The 22,126-nt window shown below is 74.2% G+C and carries 20 protein-coding genes and 2 pseudogenes; 10 read left to right on the forward strand and 12 right to left on the reverse strand.

What is annotated here, in order from left to right; translation table 11 throughout:
• Positions 1–209 precede the first annotated feature (209 nt).
• A complete protein-coding gene (locus KMS84_RS06625) occupies positions 210–650 on the forward strand; it encodes a MarR family winged helix-turn-helix transcriptional regulator (RefSeq protein WP_256915117.1) in 441 nt (146 codons plus the stop codon).
• Positions 651–669: 19 nt separating this feature from the next.
• Here KMS84_RS06625 and KMS84_RS06630 read toward each other — a convergent pair whose 3' ends face one another.
• Together KMS84_RS06630 and KMS84_RS06635 are read right to left on the reverse strand one after the other, a co-directional pair.
• On the reverse strand, positions 670–1,440 hold the full coding sequence (locus KMS84_RS06630; RefSeq protein ID WP_256915118.1) for a GNAT family N-acetyltransferase: 771 nt from the start codon (positions 1,438–1,440) through the stop codon (positions 670–672).
• The gene (locus tag KMS84_RS06635) at positions 1,437–1,709 is read right to left on the reverse strand and encodes an MDR/zinc-dependent alcohol dehydrogenase-like family protein (RefSeq protein ID WP_256915119.1); all 273 of its coding nucleotides are present in this window, start codon (positions 1,707–1,709) and stop codon (positions 1,437–1,439) included. The genes KMS84_RS06630 and KMS84_RS06635 overlap by 4 nt, the downstream gene beginning before the upstream one ends.
• Positions 1,710–1,952: 243 nt before the next feature.
• Between KMS84_RS06635 and KMS84_RS06640 the strand changes: the two genes are divergently transcribed.
• The 6 genes from KMS84_RS06640 to KMS84_RS06665 all read left to right on the forward strand — a co-directional run bounded on the left by KMS84_RS06640 (position 1,953) and on the right by KMS84_RS06665 (position 7,364).
• Positions 1,953–2,558, forward strand: a complete 606-nt coding sequence (locus tag KMS84_RS06640; RefSeq protein WP_256915120.1) for a sulfite oxidase-like oxidoreductase — start codon at positions 1,953–1,955, stop codon at positions 2,556–2,558.
• On the forward strand, positions 2,551–3,348 hold the full coding sequence (locus KMS84_RS06645) for a ferredoxin reductase (RefSeq protein ID WP_256915121.1): 798 nt from the start codon (positions 2,551–2,553) through the stop codon (positions 3,346–3,348). Before KMS84_RS06640 ends, KMS84_RS06645 begins: the two co-directional genes overlap by 8 nt.
• A 158-nt stretch (positions 3,349–3,506) precedes the next feature.
• A complete protein-coding gene (locus KMS84_RS06650) occupies positions 3,507–4,094 on the forward strand; it encodes an Rv1733c family protein (RefSeq protein WP_256915122.1) in 588 nt (195 codons plus the stop codon).
• Positions 4,095–4,180: 86 nt separating this feature from the next.
• Positions 4,181–5,149: an acetylxylan esterase gene (locus KMS84_RS06655; RefSeq protein ID WP_256915123.1), complete on the forward strand. Its 969-nt coding sequence runs from the start codon at positions 4,181–4,183 to the stop codon at positions 5,147–5,149.
• A gap of 127 nt (positions 5,150–5,276) precedes the next feature.
• On the forward strand, positions 5,277–6,443 hold the full coding sequence (locus tag KMS84_RS06660; protein ID WP_256915124.1) for a serine hydrolase domain-containing protein: 1,167 nt from the start codon (positions 5,277–5,279) through the stop codon (positions 6,441–6,443).
• Between the two features lie 165 nt (positions 6,444–6,608).
• Positions 6,609–7,364, forward strand: coding sequence for a GntR family transcriptional regulator (locus KMS84_RS06665; protein WP_256915125.1), 756 nt, complete (start codon positions 6,609–6,611; stop codon positions 7,362–7,364).
• Here the strand turns inward: KMS84_RS06665 and KMS84_RS06670 are convergent.
• Both KMS84_RS06670 and KMS84_RS06675 read right to left on the reverse strand, forming a co-directional pair.
• Positions 7,345–8,142, reverse strand: a complete 798-nt coding sequence (locus tag KMS84_RS06670) for a class I SAM-dependent methyltransferase (protein ID WP_256915126.1) — start codon at positions 8,140–8,142, stop codon at positions 7,345–7,347. The genes KMS84_RS06665 and KMS84_RS06670 overlap by 20 nt on opposite strands.
• Positions 8,143–8,147: 5 nt before the next feature.
• Positions 8,148–8,711, reverse strand: a complete 564-nt coding sequence (locus KMS84_RS06675) for a PadR family transcriptional regulator (protein WP_256915127.1) — start codon at positions 8,709–8,711, stop codon at positions 8,148–8,150.
• A 77-nt stretch (positions 8,712–8,788) separates the two neighbouring features.
• Between KMS84_RS06675 and KMS84_RS06680 the strand changes: the two genes are divergently transcribed.
• Entirely contained in the window at positions 8,789–9,196 is a 408-nt protein-coding gene (locus KMS84_RS06680) for a nuclear transport factor 2 family protein (protein WP_256915128.1), read from the forward strand.
• 73 nt (positions 9,197–9,269) lie between these two features.
• On the opposite strand, the gene KMS84_RS06685 is transcribed toward KMS84_RS06680, so the two are convergent.
• Positions 9,270–10,160: a hypothetical protein gene (locus tag KMS84_RS06685; protein WP_256915129.1), complete on the reverse strand. Its 891-nt coding sequence runs from the start codon at positions 10,158–10,160 to the stop codon at positions 9,270–9,272.
• Between the two features lie 545 nt (positions 10,161–10,705).
• Between KMS84_RS06685 and rho the strand changes: the two genes are divergently transcribed.
• Positions 10,706–11,845: a transcription termination factor Rho gene (gene rho, locus KMS84_RS06690; RefSeq protein ID WP_256915130.1), complete on the forward strand. Its 1,140-nt coding sequence runs from the start codon at positions 10,706–10,708 to the stop codon at positions 11,843–11,845.
• A gap of 229 nt (positions 11,846–12,074) precedes the next feature.
• Positions 12,075–12,929: pseudogene (locus KMS84_RS06695) on the forward strand (D-alanyl-D-alanine carboxypeptidase family protein); the annotation flags it as partial.
• Positions 12,930–13,012: 83 nt separating this feature from the next.
• On the opposite strand, the gene KMS84_RS41095 reads toward KMS84_RS06695, so the two are convergent.
• The 7 genes and pseudogenes from KMS84_RS41095 to KMS84_RS06730 all read right to left on the reverse strand — a co-directional run bounded on the left by KMS84_RS41095 (position 13,013) and on the right by KMS84_RS06730 (position 22,062).
• Complete coding sequence (locus tag KMS84_RS41095; protein ID WP_306425441.1) at positions 13,013–14,575, reverse strand: glycosyltransferase 87 family protein; 1,563 nt, start codon at positions 14,573–14,575, stop codon at positions 13,013–13,015.
• A pseudogene (gene mptB, locus KMS84_RS06705) lies at positions 14,572–16,080 on the reverse strand (polyprenol phosphomannose-dependent alpha 1,6 mannosyltransferase MptB); the annotation flags it as partial. The gene KMS84_RS41095 and the pseudogene mptB, both read right to left, overlap by 4 nt.
• 34 nt (positions 16,081–16,114) lie before the next feature.
• Positions 16,115–17,053 (reverse strand): glutaminase, encoded by a 939-nt coding sequence (locus KMS84_RS06710; RefSeq protein WP_256915132.1) that lies wholly within the window; start codon positions 17,051–17,053, stop codon positions 16,115–16,117.
• A 74-nt stretch (positions 17,054–17,127) separates the two neighbouring features.
• Complete coding sequence (gene aspA / locus KMS84_RS06715; protein WP_256915133.1) at positions 17,128–18,540, reverse strand: aspartate ammonia-lyase; 1,413 nt, start codon at positions 18,538–18,540, stop codon at positions 17,128–17,130.
• A gap of 348 nt (positions 18,541–18,888) precedes the next feature.
• Complete coding sequence (locus KMS84_RS06720) at positions 18,889–19,905, reverse strand: asparaginase (protein WP_256915134.1); 1,017 nt, start codon at positions 19,903–19,905, stop codon at positions 18,889–18,891.
• Positions 19,906–19,948: 43 nt separating this feature from the next.
• The gene (locus KMS84_RS06725) at positions 19,949–21,388 is read right to left on the reverse strand and encodes an amino acid permease (protein ID WP_256915135.1); all 1,440 of its coding nucleotides are present in this window, start codon (positions 21,386–21,388) and stop codon (positions 19,949–19,951) included.
• Entirely contained in the window at positions 21,385–22,062 is a 678-nt protein-coding gene (locus KMS84_RS06730; protein ID WP_256915170.1) for a FadR/GntR family transcriptional regulator, read from the reverse strand. Before KMS84_RS06730 ends, KMS84_RS06725 begins: the two co-directional genes overlap by 4 nt.
• Between the last annotated feature and the right edge of the window lie 64 nt (positions 22,063–22,126).

Consider the following 22,126-nt stretch of genomic DNA (forward strand, 5'->3'; position numbering starts at 1 on the left):
CGGGCACGGCGGTCCACGCCGTCACGGGAGGAGAGCACCCGACCTGACACAGCGGTAATGGGTCTCACCTCCCGGGCCTCGCACGGCCGGGACCCTCCACGGCCGTCGGCCACCCTACCCCAGCGCCCGCCGGCTGTTCATGACATCGACGTCCCCCCAAGTTGTATTATGCAACCGAGCGTTCGAGGGGATCCGGAAGGAGAGGAGCGGTGGAAGCAGCCGACGCCGTGGAGACGATCCAGCGGGAGATGACGGCCTTCGCGCGGCGGGCGCGCGCCTCGGCGGGCCGCCTGCATCCCGAGCTGTCGCTGGTGTCGTACACGCTGCTCGGCCACCTGGAGGAGAGCGACGGCTGCCGGGCCACCGACCTCGCCGCGCACTACGCCCTGGACAAGTCCACGGTGAGCCGGCAGGTCGTCGCGCTGGAGCGCGCCGGATTGATCGCCCGGCGCCAGGACCCCGGCGACCACCGCGTCCAGGTCCTCCATCTCACCGACGCCGGGCGGCGCATCCTCGCGCAGGTCACCGAGAGCCGTCGCACCGCGTTCCACGAACGTCTGGCCGCGTGGCCGGCCGGTGACCTGGAGCGGTTCGCGCGGTACCTGGTGCGGTACAACGCCTGGCCCGACCCCGCCCCGGAGGCCGACTGACCCGGGGCGGGCCCGGACCTCAGGCCACCGGGACCGCCGTCCGCCCCTCCCCCAGCCGCTCGGGCGTCCGGGCGGCCAGGAACGCCGTCCTCCGGCGCAGGCGGAAGCCCAGGGACTCGTAGAGGCGAATGGCGTTGACGTTGGCGGCCGCGGTGTGCAGGAAGGGCGTGTCCCCGCGCTCCCTGATGCCGTGGGCGACGGCCAGGACCAACCGGGTGGCCAGCCCCTCGCCGCGGAAGGCCGGGTCGGTGCAGACCGCGCTGATCTCCGTCCAGCCCGGCGGCCGCAGCCGTTCGCCGGCGAGCGCGACCAGGGCGCCGTCCCGCCGGATCCCGAGATAGTCCCCGAGCTCGATGGTGCGCGCCTCGAACGGACCGGGCCGGGTGCGCGCCACCAGGTCGAGGATCTCCGGCACGTCGGCGGGGCCGAGCCGGACGGCCTCCGGGTCGGGGGCCGTCCGCAGCCCGTCGTCGACCAGCTGCACGCCCTCGGCCCGGAAGGTGATCTCCCAGCCGGACGGGATCTCGCCCCGGAACCCGGGCAGCGGGACCTCCGCTCCGGGACCGGCCAGCGCCGCGAGGTCCGCCCAGTCGTCGGCGTCCGGCTCGTCCGGCAGGGCCAGCCAGGGCGACACGTCGACGGGATAGCGCAGGATGCGGCCCCGGCGTTCGGCGAAGTGCGCGTGCGGGCCGGTCAGCGCAGCGAGCGCCGGGTTGTCGAGGACGTGCGGAGCCCCGGCCTCCCCGGGCGCCCGGCCGTTCGTGCCCGGTGCGGACCCGGCGGCGGTCATGCGCCCGCCCCGATCCCCAGGACGGCCTCGCCCCGGGCGAGTCCGCCCAGGGCGTCCGAGGCCCCGCCGCCCGGCGCCGCGGGGAACGCCCGCGCGTCACGCCCGCTCTCGCGCCGGAGACCCGTGCGCGGGTTCCGGTCGACGCGGCTCGCGCCCGCCGCGCGCACCGCGACCAGGACCTGGCCCGGCCCGGGACGGGTCCGCTCCGCATCGACGAGCGCCTCGGTCTCCGGGCGGCCGTACCGCGTGAAGACGTACGCCTTCGGCATTGCTCCCACTCTCCTTCGCCGGCGTCTGCGTCCCCGTCGCCGCCGGTAGCCGTCGGCCCGACGGACCCGTCGGCCGCCGGTGCGGGGACGACACGTGCAAGGACGCGTGATCGGGCGCTATTCCCCGCCCCGGGCCCTGTTCACAGCGCCTTAACGATCGACGGGCCGGCCCCGTGCGGAACACCCCTGATGTGCACGTACGGTGGACTGCGTAAGCAACCGCCGCCCTCCCGCTGGAACCCCATGAACGTCACCCGAGGCTTCACCGGCCGCCCCCGTGTCGCCGACCCGGGGCTGCCTCCCGGCCAGTACGACGCCGGCGACGACTGGCCCGTGCTGTCCGCCGAGGTCACGCCCGACCTGGCCCCCGCCGACTGGACCTTCCGCATCGACGGCCTGGTGCGATCGCCCCGCACCTGGACCTGGGACCAGGCGCACGCGCTCCCGGAGTCCGTGTACGAGGGAGACATCCACTGCGTCACGAGCTGGTCGAGGTTCGGGGTGCGGTTCGGGGGCGTCGGCATGGACGTCTTCCTGGACGCCGTGCGGCCCGAGGCGTCCGCGACCCATGTGGTGGCGTACTCGCACACCGGGTACACCACGAACCTGCCGCTGGCCGACCTGACCGGCGGGCGGGCCTGGATCGCCTGGGAGCACGACGGCGAGCCCCTCGCGGCCGAGCACGGCGGTCCGGCCCGGCTGCTGGTGCCGCACCTGTACTTCTGGAAGAGCGCCAAGTGGATCGCGGGCCTGCGTCTGCTCGACCACGACGAGCCGGGGTTCTGGGAGCAGAACGGCTACCACCCGCGCGGCAACCCGTGGGAGGAACAGAGGTACTCCGGTGACTGAGGCCTTCGCCGCCCCGCCCCGGGCCGCCGCTCCCCCGCCGGCGACGTTCACGCCGGCGACCCGGTTCGCCGTGCCGGGCCGGATCGCCGTCGGCGGCGAGGCCGCCTCCGCATGGCAGACGGTGACCCTGACCGAGATCCGCCGGGAGACGCCGCAGGCGTCCACCTTCCGGTTCCGGGCTCCGGCCTGGGCCGGCCATCTGCCCGGCCAGCACCTGATGCTCCGGCTCACCGCCGCCGACGGCTACACCGCCCAGCGCCACTACTCGCTCGCCTCCGCGCCCGACGACACGGGACACATCGAGCTGACGCTCGACCACGTGGACGGCGGCGAGGTCTCGGGCTGGTTCCACACGACGGCCGCGCCGGGCGACGAGATCGAGGTGCGCGGTCCGCTCAGCGGCTTCTTCGCCTGGCCCGGCGACCGGCCCGCGCTGCTGATCGGCGCCGGGTCCGGGATCGTCCCGCTGATGTCGATGGTCCGCCACCACCGCGCGCGCGGGCTCGACGTGCCGCTGCGGATGGTGGTGTCCGCCCGCGGCCCCGAGGAACTGATCTACGCCCGCGAGCTCGGCGCGGAGACGACCCGCGTGTACACCCGGAGCGCGCCCCGCGGCGTGCCCGTGGGCCGGCTCGACGCCGGGCACCTGGCGCCGCTGTTCGCCGACGGACCGGCGGGCGGCTGGGAGGCGTACGTCTGCGGCTCGAACGGGTTCGCCGAGCACGCGTCGCGGCTGCTGGTCGCGGCGGGGCAGCCGGTGGACCGCATCAGGATCGAACGCTTCGGCTGAGCCGGGCCGGGAGCCCGGCGGGCAGCCGTGGGGGCGGTCGCCGGGCCGCGCCGGGGACGCACCGAGGGGCCGTCGGGCACGATGCGTGAAACGATGTACTCCGAACGGGGTACCCCCCTGCGGTGGGCACTCGTACGCGTGACGGCGAGGAGGTCGACATGCGAAGCGGGGTGCGTGGCTGGCGTCGGCGGGACAATCCGCTGCGGCGCCGGTCGGACGTCGTCGAGGCGTGGACGGCACTGGTCGTCGCCGCGCTGCTGCTGGTGGTCGCGCCCCTGGCCGGGGCGCTCGCGGGCCGTTGGGCCCATGACGACGCCCAGGCGGCCGCGGTGCGGCAGCGGGCGGACCGGCACGAGGTGAGCGCGCAGGTCGTCGGCCGGCCGCCGGAGACCATGCCCTCCGTGGAGGGCGGCAGACAGCAGATGGTCTCGGTGAGCGTGCGGTGGACGCCGCCGGGCGGGCACGCCCGGACCGCCACCGCCCGGGTGCCGGCGGGCACGCACCGCGGGGACGTGGTGGACGTGTGGTTCGACGGTCACGGCCGCAGTGTCGCGCCGCCGCCGAACGACACGATGGTGTGGCAGCACACCCTCACCCTGGGCGTCTGCGTCGCCGGCGGCACGGCGGCCTCGGTCCTGCTCGGGCACGCCGTCGTCCGCCGGGTGGCGATGCGTCACCGGCTGGCGGAGTGGGAGAGCGCCTGGGCGCGCACCGAGCCGCAGTGGACCCGGCGCAGGCCCGCCTGAGGCGTGCGACGCACTCTGGCGACGCCTCCCGCGCCCCCCGTACGGTGTGATCATTCGTATGGGCAATTGACAAAAGGTGGTCCTCGATGGCCCTGTTCGACCTGTCCCGCGACGAACTGGACGCGTACCGCAGCGCCTCCGTCGCGCCGGAGGACTTCGACGCGTTCTGGTCCAAGACCCTCCAGGAGGCCCGTGAGCACGACCTGGACGCCCGCTTCGAACCGGTCGACACGGGCCTGAGCACGGTGCGGGTGTACGACGTGACGTTCGCCGGGTTCGGCGGTCACCCGGTGAAGGCCTGGCTGACGCTGCCGGCCGGGGCCGACGGGCCGCTTCCCCTGGTCGTGGAGTTCGTCGGATACGGCGGCGGACGGGGACTGCCGCACGAGCACCTGCTGTGGGCGTCCACGGGCCGCGCGCACTTCATCATGGACACCCGGGGGCAGGGCAGCGCGTGGGGCGGCGGGGGCGGCACCGCGGACCCGGTGGGCGGCGCGCCCTCCTACCCCGGGTTCATGACGCGGGGCATCGACGACCCCGGTCACTACTACTACCGGCGGGTGTTCACGGACGCGGTCCGCGCGGTCGAGGCGGCCCGGTCGCACCCGCTGACCGACGCCTCGCGGACCGTGGCGGTCGGCGCGAGCCAGGGCGGCGGCATCTCGATCGCCGTGGGAGGACTGGTCGGCGACCTGGCGGCGGTCGCGCCCGACGTGCCGTTCCTGTGCGACTTCCCCCGCGCGGCGACACTGACGGACCGTCATCCCTACCGGGAGATCGGCCTGTTCCTCAAGACGCACCGGGGACGCGGCGAGGACGCGCTGCGCACCCTGTCCTACTTCGACGGCGTCCACTTCGCCTCGCGCGGCTCGGCCCCGGCCCTGTTCTCGGCGGCGCTGGAGGACCAGACCTGCCCGCCCTCGACCGTGTTCGCCGCCTTCCACGCCTGGGGGCACGAGGACAAGCGGATCGAGGTGTACGAGTTCAACGACCACGAGGGCGGCGGCCCCTACCAGGAGGCCGTCAAGCTGCGCTGGCTGCGCTCGTACGCCTGAGCCGCCGCCCGGCGCCCCACGCGCGATCCGCGTCCGCCTCCTTCCCTCCAGTCCGACCAGTCGGTACGTTCGGGGTCCCGGGCCGCACCCTCGCGGTCCGAACGTCCCGGCGGACCACGGAGGGCCCATGTCCGAGCACGTTCCCCAGGTTCACGGCCACTGCGACCCGCGGTTCGCCGCGGTGCGCGCCGCCTTCGAGGAGGACTTCCGGGACCGGGGCGAGCTCGGCGCCGCGGTCAGCGTGACGGTCGACGGCGTGACGGTGGCCGACCTGTGGGGCGGCTGGGCGGACCCGGCGCGCACGCGCGCGTGGGAGCGGGACACGCTGGTCAACGTGTGGTCCACGTCGAAGGGGCCGACGGCGCTGTGCGCGCACGTCCTCGCCGACCGCGGGCTGCTGGACCTGGACGCCCCGGTGGCCGCGTACTGGCCGGAGTTCGCCGCGGCGGGCAAGGAAGGAGTGCTGGTGCGGCACCTGCTGTCCCATCGCTCGGGCCTGGCCGGACTGCGCGAGCCGCACTCCCTCGAGCAGCTCTACGACTGGGAGCTGACCACGGCGCGCCTCGCGGCCACCGAGCCCTGGTGGGAGCCGGGCACCCGGTCCGGCTATCACGCCCTCACCTTCGGCTTCCTGGTGGGGGAGGTCGTGCGGCGCGTGTCGGGACTGCTGCCGGGGGCCTTCCTGGAGCGGGAGGTGACCGGCCCGCTGGGCGTCGACTTCACCATCGGGCTCGCGGAGAAGGAGGCCGGGCGGGCGGCGGAGCTGGTGCACCCGCCGGCCGCCCCCGCAAGCGAACAGGCGGCGGCCTTCAGCCAGTTGACGCCCGCGGCCCTCGCCGCGCTGACCAACCCCCTGGCAGGCGCGGCCGAGGCCAACTCGCCCCGGTGGCGGGCCGCGGAGATTCCGGCCGCCAACGGTCACGGCACGGCGCGGGCCGTGGCCGCGCTCTACGGCGTCTTCGCCGGCCGGGGCGCGTACGGCGGCCGGCGCGTCCTGTCCCCCGAGGCGGCCGAGCGGGTGCGCGAGGGGCAGGGCGCCTGCCGGGACCTGGTCCTGGGCGCCGGGTTCGACCACGAGACCGAGCTCGGCCTGGGGTTGTGGCTGAGCGGGGCCAACGGCTCCTACGGTCCCAACCCGCGCGCTTTCGGTCATGACGGCTTCGGCGGCTCCTGCGGCCTCGCCGACCCGGAGGCCGGGGTGTCGCTGGGGTACGTGATGAACCGGATGGGGTCGCGCATCGCCGACGACCCGCGCAAGACGGCGCTCGTCGAGGCCGTGTACGACGCGCTGTGAGCACCGGCGCGGCGCGTTCGCGGCAGGGCGGGGCGGGCGTGCGGGGCGAACCGGTTTCGGCCGATCCGGCGGTCCGCCCTTCCCTGGTGGTTTAGACCAATGCTAGATCTGGTGGCGCACCGAGTCCGCACGGACACGGCACGTCACCCACAGGAGGCGCGCGGCATGGCCCGCAGCACCATCCCCACCACCGACCACGTCCACCCGAACCCCGGGGACCGGCCGCTCTACTGGCGGATCGCCCGGCGGCTGCTCGGCGAGCTGCGCGACGGCACGCTCGCACCGGGCGAACGGCTGCCCAGCGAAAGGCAGTTGGCGAAACACTTCGGCGTCAGCCGGGAGACCGTACGACAGGCCCTGGAAGTCCTGCGCCGCGACGGGCTCGTCGAGACCGACCGGCGGGGCAGCTACGCGGCCCTGCCGGACGGGCCGCTCGGCGCCCCGTCGTTCCTCGCCTTCCCCGTGGGCGCTCGGCCCGCGGACGACCCGTCGGCGGTGGCCCGGGCCGCCGTCAGCTGGGAGGCGCCTCCGCCCGGGCACGCCGAGGCGCTGGGGCTCGCCCCGCACCGGCCGACGCTGGTGCACCGCTACGAGTCGGCCCGCGCCGACGGCCGGGGGCGGCGCACGGCCGTCACGTCCTTCTCGGCGGTGGCGCTGAGCGAGGTCGAGGAACTGGCCCGCTACCGCGACCGCGCCGACCCCGGCGCCGCCCCGGAGCTGCGACGGGCCTACGACTGGATGCGCCGGGCCGGGCTGACCCTGCACCACCGCGACCTCATCACCCCGCTTGACGACGCCCCCTCGATGCGGGTGACCCGGCAGGTGCACGACCAGTACGCGCGCCCCCTGGAGATCACCGATCTGGTGGTCGACGCCCGGCGCGAGGCGCTGGTCTACGCCTTCACGCTCCCGGCGGCCTGACGGCCGCGGACCCGGATCCGGCCCCGGACCCGACTCCGGCGGCGCCCTCGCCGTCCGCCGCCCGCACCGCCTCGACCAGCCGCACCCGCGGGCTCCCGTCACCCCTCGCGCCGAACTCGGGCAGGGCGCGAAGGGTCACGGAGAACCCCGCGGCCTCCAGCGCCCGCCGCACCTCGCCCAGCCGGAAGGCCCGGTAGTACATCACGAACGGAGGCCGCCACACGGCGTTGCGCACGCGCATGGCCGCATCGAAGCCCAGGAGCATCCAGAAGGCCGGGGACGAGGGCCGGGGCGGCGCGAGGACGGGGAACGCGAAACGCCCCCCTGGGCGCAGCGCACCGTGCACCCGGGCGAACAGGCCCGGCAGTTCGCGGGGCAGGAAGTGCCCGAACGCCCCGAAGCTCACGACGAGGTCGAAGGCCGCGGTGAACGGCAGGGCGCGGGCGTCCGCCCGCACCCAGGACACCCGCGGCCCCGGCGGGGGCGTCCGCGCGCGTGCCACGTCGAGCATGCCCGCGCTGAAGTCGACCCCGGTCACGCCGGCGCGGCACAGCGTGGCCAGCACCTCCACCCCGGCGCCCGTGCCGCAGCACAGGTCGAGGCCGTCGTCGTAGGGGCCGGAGTCCTCCAGGGCCGAGGCGACCGCCTCCAGGACGGAGTCGGGGGTGCGGAAGGGCGTGTGGTCGAACTTCGGCGCCAGGAGGTCGTAGCCGTGCTCGACGGACGACAGGGCCTGGACGGCGAGTTCGCGCAGGGTGGGGCCTTCGGGGCTGAACATCGGTGTCAGCCTACGGCGGTGCGCCGCCGCAGGAGCGTCAGGGCCTGCTCGCACCAGCGCAGGTTGCCCTCCTCGAAGGCGATGCCGCCCATCAGGGTCAGATAGGGGCCGATCCGGTCGGCCGCGGCCAGGTACTCGTCCTCGCCGCGGCCGTCGAGCAGACGCTCGCGCAGCCGCTCGTAGCGCGCGAGCTTGCCGCGCGACCAGTCCATCCGCTCCTCGATCAGCGCGCGCGTGGCCCCGGGATCAGCGCCGTCCATCGCCTGCACCTTGACGAGGAGCTCGTCCCGCACGGCGGTGGGCCTGCGGGGCGAGGTCACGGCGAAGGCGCTCAGGTCCTCCCGGCCCGCCTCGGTGAGGGTGAACATCCGTTTGTTGGGACGGCGTTCCTGCTGCACCACCCGGGCCTCGATCAGACCGTCCCGCGCCAGGCGCTCGAGTTCGCGGTAGAGCTGTTGCGGGGTGGCGGCCCAGAAGTTCGCGAGGGAGACGTCGAACACCTTGGACAGCTCGTAGCCCGAGGCCTCGCCCTCCAGCAGGGCGGCCAGCACGGCGTACTTGAGGGACATGTGGACACGGTAACAGGGGATGATTATTGTCATCCGCACCTAGTCAACAAATTTACTGTCTGCGATGAGGTGATCCGATGCGCGCGTTCCGTGAGGCGGTCGAGGCCGGCGATCTCGACGCCGTCGAGGCGCTGCTGGCCGACGACGTGGTCTTCACCAGTCCGGTCGTGTTCAAGCCCTACCCGGGCAAGGCGATCACCGCCTCGATCCTGCGCGCGGTGTCGCAGGTGTTCGAGGACTTCCGCTACGAGCGGGAGCTCGACGGGAACGACGGCCGCGACCACGCGCTGGTGTTCACCGCGCGGGTGGGCGAGCGGCAGTTGACCGGCTGCGACTTCATCCACCTCGACGACAGCGGGCTCATCGACGAACTGACCGTCATGGTGCGGCCCCTGTCGGGTGCGCAGGCGCTCGCGGCGGCGATGGGGGCCCGTTTCGACGAGATCGTCGAGGAGGCGAAGGCCCGGTCGGCCTCCGCCTCCTGACGTTGGGCGGCCCCGGAGGACCTGGCCTCGGGCAGTCCGGTTCCGCGGGGACGCGCCGCGCCCCCGCGGGAGGTCAGCCGCGCAGGTCGCGCAGGGTCGCCCGGGTGTCCGTCTTCAGCCAGCCCGAGACCTCGGCGAGCGTCGGCGGATCGGTGTCCTTGTCGTACGAGGTGTAGTAGGCGCTGTAGCTCATCGTGTAGGTGACCCAGCCGTCCCGGACGGCGAGCGTCGCGTACAGCGATCCGCTCGTCGAGCCGGACGTGGTGTCCTCGCTGACGAGGTACGCCTCGTCGCCGATGCCGGTGACGCTCTCCACGTCGTAACCCTTGTGACTGTCGCCGTAGTTCTTCCAGGCGGCGGTGAACTCGGGTCCGGGGTCGGTCTTCTTGTGCAGGTCGAGCTGGGTGTAGAGGTAGGCGTCCGAGTAGCTCGAACCCGTTTTCTTCAGGCTGATGTTGCACAGGCCCTCGTCGAGGGCCCCGTCCTTGATGCCGTTGTGGGTCGGGGCGCTGTCCTCGGCCGTGTACTCCGCCTTGAACGAGGAGTAGTCGGTCGAGGTGCACAGGTTCACCGGCGCCGTGTAGCCGCGCAGGTCCGCGTCGGCGCCGGCCCCGGTCAGGAAGACGCCGGCCGCCCACGCGGCCGACGCCGCCAGCGCGCCGACCGCGGCCCACAGCACCGCCCGTCCGGCGCCGCCTCCCCCGGTGGGCGGCGGACCGACGGCGGGATACGGGCCCGGCTGGGCGTACGGATTGCCCGGCTGCGGCTGGACGGGGTGGCCGACCAGCGTGGGCTGCGCGTAGACGCTCTGCGGGCCGGTCTGGGTGGCCTGGGCCGCCGGCGGGAAACCCATCGGCCCGCCGGCGGCCGGCGACTGCGGATTCGGATAGGGATACGCGCTCGGCTGGGCCGGCGCCCCGGACGGCTGCTCCGGCTGCTGCGGAGGCTGAGGCGGCGTGGACATGCCGTGAAGATAAGGCAGATTTGGCGGTCAAGTCCGCCGCCGTCACGGATCGTTACTCTCTGCGGACATCTGCGGTAAACCTCGAAGAGGCCGGATTCCTCCACCCCTTCCTCCGGAACCTCTCCGCACGCCACGCGACGCCCTCCACACGTCCCGCGCGCGTCCCCCCGAGGTCCCCCGTGCGCCCGCACGCGCCCGCCGACCATCCTCGGCGTACCTCGGCGTACCTCGGCGTACCTCGGCGTACCTCGGCGTCCCTCGGGAGCGAGGCGCGCCGTCGTGGCCGCCGCATGTGTTACAGTGCCTCTGGCACGTATGTACGCCCCACGCCGGGCGTCCGTGCCGGTCTCTCTCGCATCGCCGCCTCGCCACCCGCCGTCTCCGGCCGGTGCAGCGGCTTTCCCGCACCACCGTCCACGGCTCTGTTCGCCGTACCGCGGTGCCGTTCCCGCCGCCCCGAGGCGCGCTGTGCGCCCTCCCTCCGCGGCCGCTCCCCCCTTCTTCGCATGCCTCATGCCTCCCGTCCGTGAAAGGACCGACCCACCATGACCACCACTCTCGAACACCCCCCTGTGCAGCAGTCGCCGGCCCGGATCGTCCTCGGCGTCCTCGACGTCGACACGAGCGGCAAGGGGCGTCTGCGCCCCGTCGACTGCCTGCCCACGCCCGACGACCTCCAGGTCCCGGCCGCGCTGATCCGGCGTCACGGTCTGCGCAAGGGCGACCTCGTCGAAGGGGTGCGCGGCCCCCAGCGCGCCCTGACCGAGGTCACCCGCGTCGAGGGCCGCGCCCCCGACGCCCCGCACGGCCGCCGCCACTTCCGCGACCTGACGCCCGTGCACCCCCACGAGCGGCTCCGGCTCGAACACCGCGCGTCGGGTCTCGCCGGACGGGTCGTGGACCTCCTCGCACCCGTCGGCAAGGGTCAGCGCGGGCTGATCGTCGCGCCGCCCAAGACGGGCAAGACCGTGCTGCTCCAGCAGCTCGCGGCCGCCGTCGCCGGCAACCACCCCGGAGCCCGGCTGATGGTCGTCCTGCTCGACGAACGGCCCGAGGAGGTCACCGACATGCGGCGTTCCGTGCGCGGCGAGGTGTACGCCTCGACGTTCGACCGGGCGCCGGCCCAGCACATCGCCCTGGCCGAACTCGTCGTCGAACGGGCCAAACGGCTCGTCGAGGCGGGCGAGGACGTCGTCGTCCTGCTCGACTCCCTGACCCGGCTGTGCCGGGCCCACAACAACGCGGCGGCCGCCGGGGGCCGTACCCTCAGCGGCGGAGTCGACGCGAGCGCGCTGATCGGCCCCAAGCGGTTCTTCGGCGCGGCGCGCGCGGCCGAGGAGGGCGGCTCGCTCACCATTCTCGCCACCGCCCTGGTCGAAACGGGCTCGCGCGCCGACGACTTCTACTTCGAGGAGCTGAAGAGCACCGGCAACATGGAGCTCCGCCTCGACCGCGAACCGGCCTCGCGCCGCCTCTTCCCGGCCGTCGACGTCGACGGCTCCGGCACCCGCCGGGAGGAACTCCTGCACACCCCGGCCGAGTTGGCGGCCGTGCGCGGACTGCGCCGGGCGCTGGGGGCGCGGGACGGCCGGGCGAACCTGGAGACCCTGCTGGAGCGGATGCGCGAGACCCCGGACAACGCGTCCTTCCTGCGCCGCGTCCAGCCCACGCTGCCCGCCGCCTAGACACCCGCCCGGCCGCCGCCGGACGGCCACCGGACGGCCCCCGCACCGCCGTCGTACGGCCCACGGGCGGGAACCGGACGACCGCCGGACGCCGACCGGGCCGGGCCGACGGCAGGAGGGGGCGACCGGAGGGCGGTGGGCCGCACCGCGTGCGGCATCCGGGTGCTCGCGCGGGCCCGTCCGGCACGGGCAGCGCGGGGAAGCCGCACCGGGTTCCTACGTTGATCATATGACGATCGGATTCTCTTCCCGGGCCGCATCGGCGGCCTGCGCGTTCTGTGTGGCCGGCGTCCTCGCCCTCGGCCCCGCCGCGGCCGCCGCCCAGGCCGACCCGGACCCGGCGCGTCCGGGCGCCCCGGGCGAAGCCGGCGCACCGGGCGTGACGATCCCTCGGCCGTCGCTGCTGTACCGCTCCGGCATCCAGGTCAGACCGCACCGCGACGCCCCCGAGGTCCCGGACGTCTCCGCCCTGTCGTGGCTGGTGTCCGACGCCGGGACCGGCGAGGTGCTCGCCGCGTCGCACGCGCACCGCGCCCTGCCGCCCGCCAGCACGCTGAAGACCCTCTTCGCCCTGACGGTGCTGCCGGTGCTGCCCGGTGAGCTCCAGCACCGGGTGAGCCCGGAGGAACTCATGGGCATCGGGCCCGGCAGCAGCCTCGTCGGGGTCGCCGAGGGCCACACGTACCGGATCGCCGACCTGTGGCGGGGCGTGTTCCTCAACTCCGGCAACGACGCCGTGCACGTCCTCGCCTCCCTCAGCGGCGGCTGGGACACCACCGCCGCCCGGATGCAGGCCAAGGCCCGCTCCCTCGGCGCCCTGGACACCCATGTGCGCTCGCCCGACGGCTACGACACCCCCGGCCAGGTGTCGTCCGCCTACGACCTGGCGGTGTTCGGACGGGAAGGACTGCGCAACCCGGACTTCGCGCGGTACTGCGCGACCGCCGAGGCGCAGTTCCCGGGGGACGGAGAGGCCTCCTACGGCATCGCCAACACCAACCGGCTGCTCACCGGGGCGAACGGCGTCGCGGCCTACCCGGGGCTGATCGGGATCAAGAACGGCTACACCAGCAACGCCGGCAACACCCTGGTCGCCGCGGCCCGCCGGGACGGACGCACCCTCGTGGTCACGGTGATGAACCCTCAGGCGGGCGGCGGGTTCACCGTCTACGAGGAGGCGCGCGAGCTGCTGGACTGGGGATTCGCGGCGGCCGGGCGGGTCGATCCGGTGGGCTCGCTCGACGCGCTGCGGGCGGGCCCGCACCCGCTTCCGCGGTCCGGCCCCGGGACGGCGCCCTCCTCGCCCGCGGAGCCGGAGCGCGGACCGGCCGCGCGCTCCGGCCCCTCCCCCGCCGTGCCGCCCCGGCCCGCGCCGTCGACGACGCGGTCCGCGCCGGCCGCCACCGCCGCGACCGCGGCCACGCTCCGGGCGGACGTCAAAGACGGCGACGGCGGCTGGTCCGAGGTGGCGCTCGTCGTGGGCGCCGCCGCACTGGGCGGAGCCGCCATGGCGCTGCTGACGCGGCTCGCGGGCCGCGGATCCGGCGGGAACTGACCGACGGGCAGCCACCCGAGCAGGCCCAGCGTGACCCAGGTGTAGGCGTTGGCGCCGAGGAAGCCGCCGACGCCGGACGGGTCGTCGAACCACAGCCACACCACGCTGGTGCACAGCACCGCGTACAGGGCGCCCGCGACCCTCGGGCGTCCCGCCCGGATCAGCACGGCGAAGGACGGCAGCAGCCAGACCAGGTGGTGGACCCAGGTGACGGGACTGACCAGGCACGCGGTGAGCCCCGTGAGGGCGAAGGCCGCCGGCAGGTCGCCGCGGGCGGCCGCCCGCCGGGTCCGCCACGCCCACCCGCACAGCACGAGCACGACCAGCACCGCCCAGACGCCCCGGCTCTCCACCCCGAGCCGGGCGAGCACGCCCTGGAGGGACTGGTTGGAGACGTAGTCCAGCCGCCCGACACGGCTCGTGTCCCACAGGGCCCGCGTCCAGTAGAAGCGCGAGGCGTCCGGGGCGACCAGCGCGGCGAAGGCCGTCGCGCCGAACGCCACGGCGGTGGCGACCGCGGCCGCCCGTCGCCGGCCGACGAGGAACAGCAGGCCGATGAAGAGCGCCGGCGTGAGCTTGATCGCCGCCGCCAGCCCGATGCCGGCTCCCGCCCACCACGGCAGGCCGGACCGGCCCGGCCACGGCAACCGGGAGCGGGACCGGGACGGAGGCGGGTCCGACGCCGGCGGCCGGACGTCGGTCAGGACGAGGGCCAGCAGCAAGAGGTTGACCTGACCAAAGCTGACGGTGTCGCGCAGCGGTTCGAACAGGGCCAGCGCGCAGGCGGCGAGGCCGGCGCCGTACCAGCCGTGCCGCCGCCACCCCGGCCCGCACAGGACCCGCACGACGACGGCCAGCGCGGCCAGGTCGAGCAGCAGGGCGGTCACGATCGCGGTACGCAGCCCGACCAGGGCCATGGGCGCCATCACGACGGCGGCGAACGGGGGGTAGGTGAAACCGTACGGCGTGCCCGGCACCCGGTAGTCGTAGACCCGGCCGCCGTCGTGGATCCAGGTGTTGACGGTGCCGTAGTAGACGCGCAGGTCGAACCAGTCCCGCAGCAGCGGCACGGTCGCGGTGAAGACCGCGACGGCGAGGGCCGACGCGAGCACGAGCAGCACGCGGCCGCGGTCGGTGCCGGGCGGCCGCAGGAGGGAGGCGGTCCTCGGCGTCATGCCGTGCCCCCCAGGGCGATGGGCGCCCGTGCCGCGAGCCGGGCCTGCCACAGGACGACCGCGGCGAGCGCGCCTCCGCAGACGGCCAACAGCACACGGTCCTTGTCGGCCGGGCCGCCGTCGGGGAGCACGGCGAGGGCGAGGAACCCGGCCACGACGGCCGTCCGGTGCCGTGCCGGGGCGTCGGGAGCCGCGGCGGCTATGAGGAACAGGCCCCACAGCGCGTACCAGGGGCGGATCGCCGGGCCGAACGCGGCCACCGCGGCGAGGCTCAGCCCGAGCGCGTACACCGGGCGCGGGCGCAGCCGCCACCAGAGGGCCACCAGGACGACGGCGGTGATCGCGAGCCCGAGACCGTGCCAGACGGGGACGGCCAGCGGCGCCAGGTCGCTGCCGAGGCCCTCCAGCAGCGCGCGGGTCGCCCGGCCGAGCAGGCTGGTGAGCGCCCAGTTGTGGGCGGAGACCGGGGTGTCCAGGGCCGCGATCCAGCCGTACCCGGTGCCCGCGACGGCGGTCGCCACGACCGTGGTGAGAGCCGCCGCGCCCCCGGTGGTCACCAGGGCCCGGACAGGACGGCCGCCCGTGCGCAGGTGCAGGACCACCACCGCGACCAGGCCCAGCGCGGCCGGCGCCTTGACCAGGGCCGCGAGGGTGACCAGGACGGCCGCGAGCACCGGACGGCCGCCGAGGGCCGCGACCAGGCCGACGCCGAGCAGCCCCAGCATGATCGCGTCGTTGTGGGCCCCGGCCACCAGGTGCAGCAGGACGAGCGGGTTGAGGACGCCCAGCCAGAGCGCGGCGGCGGGGTCGGCGCCGCTGTGCCGGGCGAGCCGGGGCAGGGCGGCCGTCATCAGCGCCACCCCGAGCAGCGCCACGCACCGCATGCCGAGCAGTCCGGCGGAGAGCGCGCCGCGGGTCAGGGCGGACAGGGCGGCGGCCAGCGCGAGGAAGACCGGTCCGTACGGCGCCGCGGTGTGCCGCCACAGCGGGGCGACCTCCTCGGCGAGCGGCCCGCCGAGCCGGGCGGGGCCGTGTGCGTACACGTCGAGGTGCGCGTCCACCATGGCGCCCTGGGCCAGGTAGCTGTACACGTCACGGCTGAACAGCGGCGGCGCGATCAGCAGCGGCGCGGCCCACACGACGAGGACCAGCACGAGCGCGCGCGGCGTCGGCGGCCGGCCGCCGCGCACCAGCCGGCCCAGCAGGACCCAGGCGGCGGTCAGCAGCACCAGTCCGAAGTAGACGCCGACCAGACCGAGGACGGCGTGCATCGAGGCCGGGGCGAGGAGTTCCCGGGCGGGCAGGGCTCCGGCCGTCCTGCCGCCGAGGGCGAGACTCGCCGTGCCGGCCAGGCCGAGGGCCTGACAGCGACGGAGGTCGAGGGGGTGGGTCTTGGCCGACACCCCGTCATCGTGGCGACGCCGGGTGGCCGGGGAACGACCGTGCGCCCTCGGGGCGGCGGCCTCTTCGTGACCGGATCGTGCGTGCGGGCGCCGGCCGGGCTCCCGGGCGCGGGGAACCGGCGTGACCGGAACCGGGTCAGAACACCGACAGGCCCGTGAGGGTCGTGAACCGGTCCAGGGCGGCCACCCCCGCCACCGAGTTGCCGCGTTCGTCCAGGCCCGGGCTCCACACGCACAGGGTGCAGTGGCCGGGCACGACCGCGATGACGCCGCCGCCGACGCCGCTCTTGCCGGGCAGGCCGACCCGGTAGGCGAAGTCGCCGGCCGCGTCGTAGGTGCCGCAGGTCAGCATGACCGCGTTGACCTGCTTGGCCTGGCTGCGGGTGAGCAGGCGGCTGCCGTCCGCGCGGATGCCGTGGCGGGCGAGGAATCCGGTCGCCAGGGCCAGATCGGCGCAGGAGGCGGTCAGCGAGCACTGGCGGAAGTACTGGTCGAGCAGGACCGGCACGTGGTTGTCGACGTTTCCGTAGGACGCCATGAAATGGGCGAGGGCGGCGTTGCGGTCGCCGTGCGCGGCCTCCGAGGCGGCGACGTCCTCGTCGAAGTCCAGCGCGGGGTTGCCGCTCTCGGCGCGCAGGAAGCCGAGGAGTTCCCCGGCCGCGTCGCCGGTGCGGGTGAGGAGCCGGTCGGTGACGACCAGGGCGCCCGCGTTGATGAAGGGGTTGCGCGGGATGCCCTGCTCGTACTCCAGCTGCACCAGGGAGTTGAAGGGGTTGCCCGAGGGTTCGCGGCCCACGTGCTCCCAGAGTGCGTCGCCCTCGCGGGCCAGGTCGAGCGCGAGGGTGAAGACCTTGGTGATCGACTGGGTGGAGAAGGGCTCCCGCCAGTCCCCCACGCCGTACACCGTGCCGTCCAGCTCGGCGACGGCCATGCCGAAACTGCGCGGGTCGCGGGCGGCGAGCGCGGGGATGTAGTCGGCGGGCCGGCCGCGCCCCGGGGTGCGCTCCATCTCCTCGGCGATGCGTTCCAGGACCGGCTGGAAGACGGGGGACGACGTCGTTGCCATGATCACCATTCTGCCTCCGTGCCGGTCCTGACGCGTTCGCCGCCGGTGGGCGTTCCCCGGGTACGGCCCGGGCCGGGTTCAGATCACGCGAGGGGGGAGCCGCTGCCGGCGAGGACCTCCGGGCGCAGCAGGCCGGCCAGCCGGTCGGCGGGCAGCAGGCCCTTCTCCAGGACGAGTTCGGCGACGCCGCGTCCGGTGGCGAGGGCCTCCTTGGCGATGTCGGTGGCCGCCGTGTACCCGATGTGCGGGTTGAGGGCGGTGACCAGGCCGATGGAGTTCTCGACGCTCGCGCGCAGCGCCTCGGTGTTGGCGGTGATGCCGTCGACGCAGCGCTCGGCCAGGGTGAGGCAGGCGGCGCGCAGATGGGTGATCGACTCCGACAGGGAGTGCAGGATGATCGGCTCGAAGGCGTTGAGCTGGAGCTGTCCGGCCTCGGCGGCCATGGTGATGGTGACGTCGTTGCCGATGACCTCGAACGCGACCTGGTTGACGACCTCCGGGATCACCGGATTGACCTTGCCGGGCATGATCGACGAACCGGCCTGGACCGGCGGCAGGTTGATCTCGCCGAGGCCGGCCCGCGGCCCCGAGGACAGCAGCCGCAGGTCGTTGCAGCTCTTGGAGAGCTTGACGGCGACCCGCTTCAGCACGCCGGACATCTGGACGAACGCGCCGCAGTCCTGGGTGGCCTCGACCAGGTTGGCCGCGGTGACCAGCGGCAGGCCGGTGATCGCGGCCAGGTGGCGGCGGGCCGCCTCGGCGTATCCCGCGGGGGCGTTGAGACCGGTGCCGATGGCCGTGGCGCCCAGGTTGATCTCATGGATCAGCTGGACCGCCTCGTCAAGACGGTTGCGGTCCTCGTCAATCATGACGGCATAGGCCGAGAACTCTTGACCGAGCGTCATGGGGACCGCGTCCTGCAACTGTGTACGGCCCATCTTGAGCACGTCGCGGAACTCGACGGCCTTGCGGGCGAAGGAGTCCTGCAACACGGCCATCGCCTTGAGCAGCCCGCGCACCGCGAACACCGTCGCTATCTTGACGGCGGTCGGGTAGACGTCGTTGGTGGACTGACCGAGGTTGACGTCCTCGTTGGGATGCAGGTGGGCGTAGTGCCCCTTGGGGTGCCCGAGCAGCTCCAGCGCCCGGTTGGCGATCACCTCGTTGGCGTTCATGTTGGTCGAGGTGCCGGCGCCGCCCTGGACGACGTCCACGACGAACTGGTCGTGCAGCTTCCCGGCGCGGATCTCCCGGCAGGCGGCGACGACGGCCGCGGCCTTCTCGGGGGCCAGCAGGCCGAGCTCCTCGTTGGCGAGGGCGGCGGCCTCCTTGACGGCGGCGAGCGCGTCGATGAGGTGCGGGTAGGCGGAGATCGGCGTCCCGGTGATGGGGAAGTTCTCGGTGGCGCGCAGGGTGTGGACGCCCCAGTACGCGTCGGCGGGGACGTCCCGGTCTCCGAGCAGGTCGTGTTCGCTGCGGGTGACGGCGGCGGTCATGAGGGTGCGGCCTCTTTCTGAGGGCGGGCGGGGGCGATGGTGGAGGACGAAGGAAGGGGAGCGGGGGAAAGCGGAGGGGCGAGCGCCGGGCGGCCGGTGGGAACGGCCCGGTGGGGCCGGAGTCGAACGGCCGGTGGGCGGCCGGCCCTACGGGGGCCGGGGTCGAACGGCCGATGGGCGGCCGGCTCGGGCGGTACGGGATGGCGTCCGCCCGAGCCGGTCGGGCGCCGGCCCGGTGGTGACCGGGGCGGCGGTTCGGGGGCCGGGCACACGGCCCGGCCGGGACCGGCCGGCGGGGCCGGGGGTCCGCCGATGGCCACCGCGCACACTCGGTGGCCACCGGAGCCGTCAGGCGCAGGCGCGCACGGTGACCGGGTCCAGCGCGCGGACCGGGCGGACGCAGCCGACCGGCACGCCGCCGCCGAGCAGCGGCTCGCCGGCGAACCCGGTGAGCCGGGCGGGGTCCACGCCGGCCCGGGCGAGGGCCGCGGCGGTGACCGGCACCCGCGCCCGGTCGGCGCCGTCGGAGATCTTGACGGCGACGGCGCGGCCGTCCGGGAGGGCGGCGACCTGGACGCCCTCGAAGCCGTCCTTGGTCAGCAGTCCCGGCACGGCGCGCATCAGGTCGGCCACGTCGCGGCCGGAGCCGGAGGCCATCTCGGCGTGGTCGCGCATGGCGTCGGCGACCCGTGCCTCGGGGGTGCCGGAGGCCGCCGCGGTGATGCGGGCGGCGGACCGGGCGAGGCCGTGCAGGGAGACCGAGAACAGCGGGGCGCCGCATCCGTCGACGGTGACCCGGGCGATCCGCTGCCCGGTGAGGTCCTCGACGATCTCCGCGATCGCCTGCTGCAAGGGGTGCGCCGGATCCAGGTAGTCCTCGAGGGACCAGCCGTTGAGCGCGCAGGTGTACAGCATGGCCGCGTGCTTGCCGGAGCAGTTCTGGGCGAGGCGGGAGGGCCCGCGGCCCTCGTGCACCCATGTGTCGCGCACCGCCCGGCCGTAGGGCATGTCCTCGACGTTGCGCAGGTCGGCCTCGCCCACGCCGGCCAGCTCGAGGATCCGGCGCGTTCCGGCGAGATGGCGTTCCTCGCCGGAGTGGCTGGCGGCGGCGAGCGAGAGCAGCTCGCCGTCGAGCGGCAGCCCGGCCCGGACCATGGCGACCGCCTGGACGGGCTTGAGCGCCGAACGCGGGTACATGGCGGCCTCGATGTCGCCGAGCTGGAGCTCGACCTCACCGCTCGCGCCGAGGACCACGACGGAGCCGTAGTGGATGCCCTCGGTCACCCCGCCGCGGACGAGGTGGGCGACGGGTGCGTGGAGGGGTTCGCGGATCGTGGGGGCCTCGGCGAGGGAACTGCTGAACATCACTGCCTGATCGCTTGTGGGTGGGCGTGGGCCGGTGCGGGGGTCACGCGTCGGCCTTGGACGAGGTGCGCGCGAGGTTGCGGCGGACGGCGTACCAGCCCGCCACCAGCGCGGCGACGATCAGCGGCAGGCACAGCACGGTGGTGCGTCCGGCGCCGCCGTCGGCGTACATGAGGACCAGGACCGAGACGAGGAAGAAGAGCGTCACGAGCTCGGTCCAGGGGGAGCCCGGGAGACGGTAGTGCGGGCGGGTCAGCTCGCCCCTCTGGGTCTTCTGCCAGAAGAGGAGGTGACAGACCATGATCATGCCCCAGGTGGAGAGGATGCCGATCGCCGCGAAGTTCAGGACGATCTCGAAGGCGTCCGCCGGGACCACGAAGTTCAGGCCGACACCGAGGACACAGATACCGCTGGTGAGCAGGATGCCGCCGTACGGGACCTGGCTGCGGCTCATCACCGAGGTGAACTTCGGGGCGGAGCCGGACATCGCCATGGAGCGCAGGATGCGGCCGGTGGAGTACAGGCCGGAGTTGAGCGAGGACATCGCGGCCGTGAGGACGACGAGGTTCATCACGCCGCCCGCGGCCGGGACGCCGATGTTGGACAGGACCGTCACGAAGGGGCTCTCGCCGGACGTGTACTTGTTCCACGGCAGCAGCATCGACAGCAGGACCACCGAGCCGACGTAGAACAGGCCCACGCGCCACATGATCGAGTTGATCGCCTTGGGCATGATCTTCTCGGGGTTCTCGGTCTCGCCGGCGGCGACGCCCACCAGCTCGACGGAGGCGTAGGCGAAGACGACGCCCTGGACGATCAGCAGCATGGGCAGCAGGCCGTTGGGGAAGACGCCGCCGTTGTCGGTGATCAGCGAGGGGCCGGGGGTGGCGCCGTCGACCGGGTGCTGGGTGACGAGCAGGAAGATCCCGATGCACATGAAGATCACCAGCGCGCTGACCTTGACGATGGCGAACCAGAACTCCAGTTCGCCGAAGATCCTCACCGAGATGAGGTTCACGGTGAGGACCACCGCCAGGGCGATCAGGGCGATCACCCACTGGGGTATGTCGGAGAACATGCCCCAGTAGTGGGTGTAGGTGGCGACCGCCGTGATGTCGGCGATGCCGGTGGTGGCCCAGTTCAGGAAGTACATCCAGCCGGCCGTGTACGCGCCCTTCTCGCCCATGAACTCGCGGGCGTAGGACACGAAGGCCCCGGAGGACGGGCGGTACAGGACGAGTTCGCCGAGGGCGCGCACCACCAGGAAGGCGAAGACGCCGCACACGGCGTAGGCGATGAAGAGGGAGGGTCCGGCGTCGGCGAGACGGCCGCCCGCGCCGAGGAAGAGGCCGGTGCCGATGGCGCCGCCGATGGCGATCATGTTGACGTGCCGGGACTTCAGCGACTTGCTGTAGCCCGCGTCTCCGGCGTCGACGTGCGGGGTCGAGGGGCGCGTCTCGTCTTTGAGGTGCTGTTCGCTCACGCCTCGGGTCCGCCTTCCAGGGGAGTGTCCGCGCGCGGGGCGCGCACGATGTCGGTGAGGGTGGTCTCGACGCGGTCGAGGTGGTGGCTCATGGCCTCCACCGCGTCGGGTTCGCAACCGTCGATCAGGGCCTCGACGATCGCCCGGTGCTCGCGGTTGGACTGCTCGCGCCGGCCGCCCAGCTCGTTGAGGAAGGCCGACTGACGCGCCAGTGCGTCGCGGATCTCCTCGATGACCCGGCGGAAGACCGGGTTCTGGGCGGCTTCGGCGACAGCCAGGTGGAAGAGCGTGTCCATCGCGACCCAGGCGGTGGTGTCCGTCTCGCGCTCCATGCGCTCCAGCAGGTGGGCGAGGTGGTCCAGGTTCTCCGGGGTGCGGCGCAGGGCCGCGTACCCGGCGACCGGGATCTCGACGTGACGGCGCACCTCGAGCAGGTCGCTCGCGGCGTAGTCGCCGAAGGTGGGGTCCTCGACGGTGTTCGCGATCACGAAGGTGCCCTTGCCCGTCCTCGCGACGGTCAGGCCCATGGTCTGGAGTGCCCGCAGGGCCTCCCGCAGCACGGGCCGGGACACCTCGAGGGTGCGGCAGAGCTCCGCCTCGGAGGGGAGCTTGTCGCCGATGGCGTACTCGCCGCGCTCGATGGCGCCGCGGAGGTGGGTGAGGACCGCTTCCATGGCGCTGACGCGCCGCGGGGCCCGACCACCTGTCTGGCTGTCTGACAGGTTCACGGGAGTGATA

Source organism: Streptomyces hilarionis, assembly GCF_024539675.1.
GTDB lineage: Bacteria > Actinomycetota > Actinomycetes > Streptomycetales > Streptomycetaceae > Streptomyces > Streptomyces hilarionis.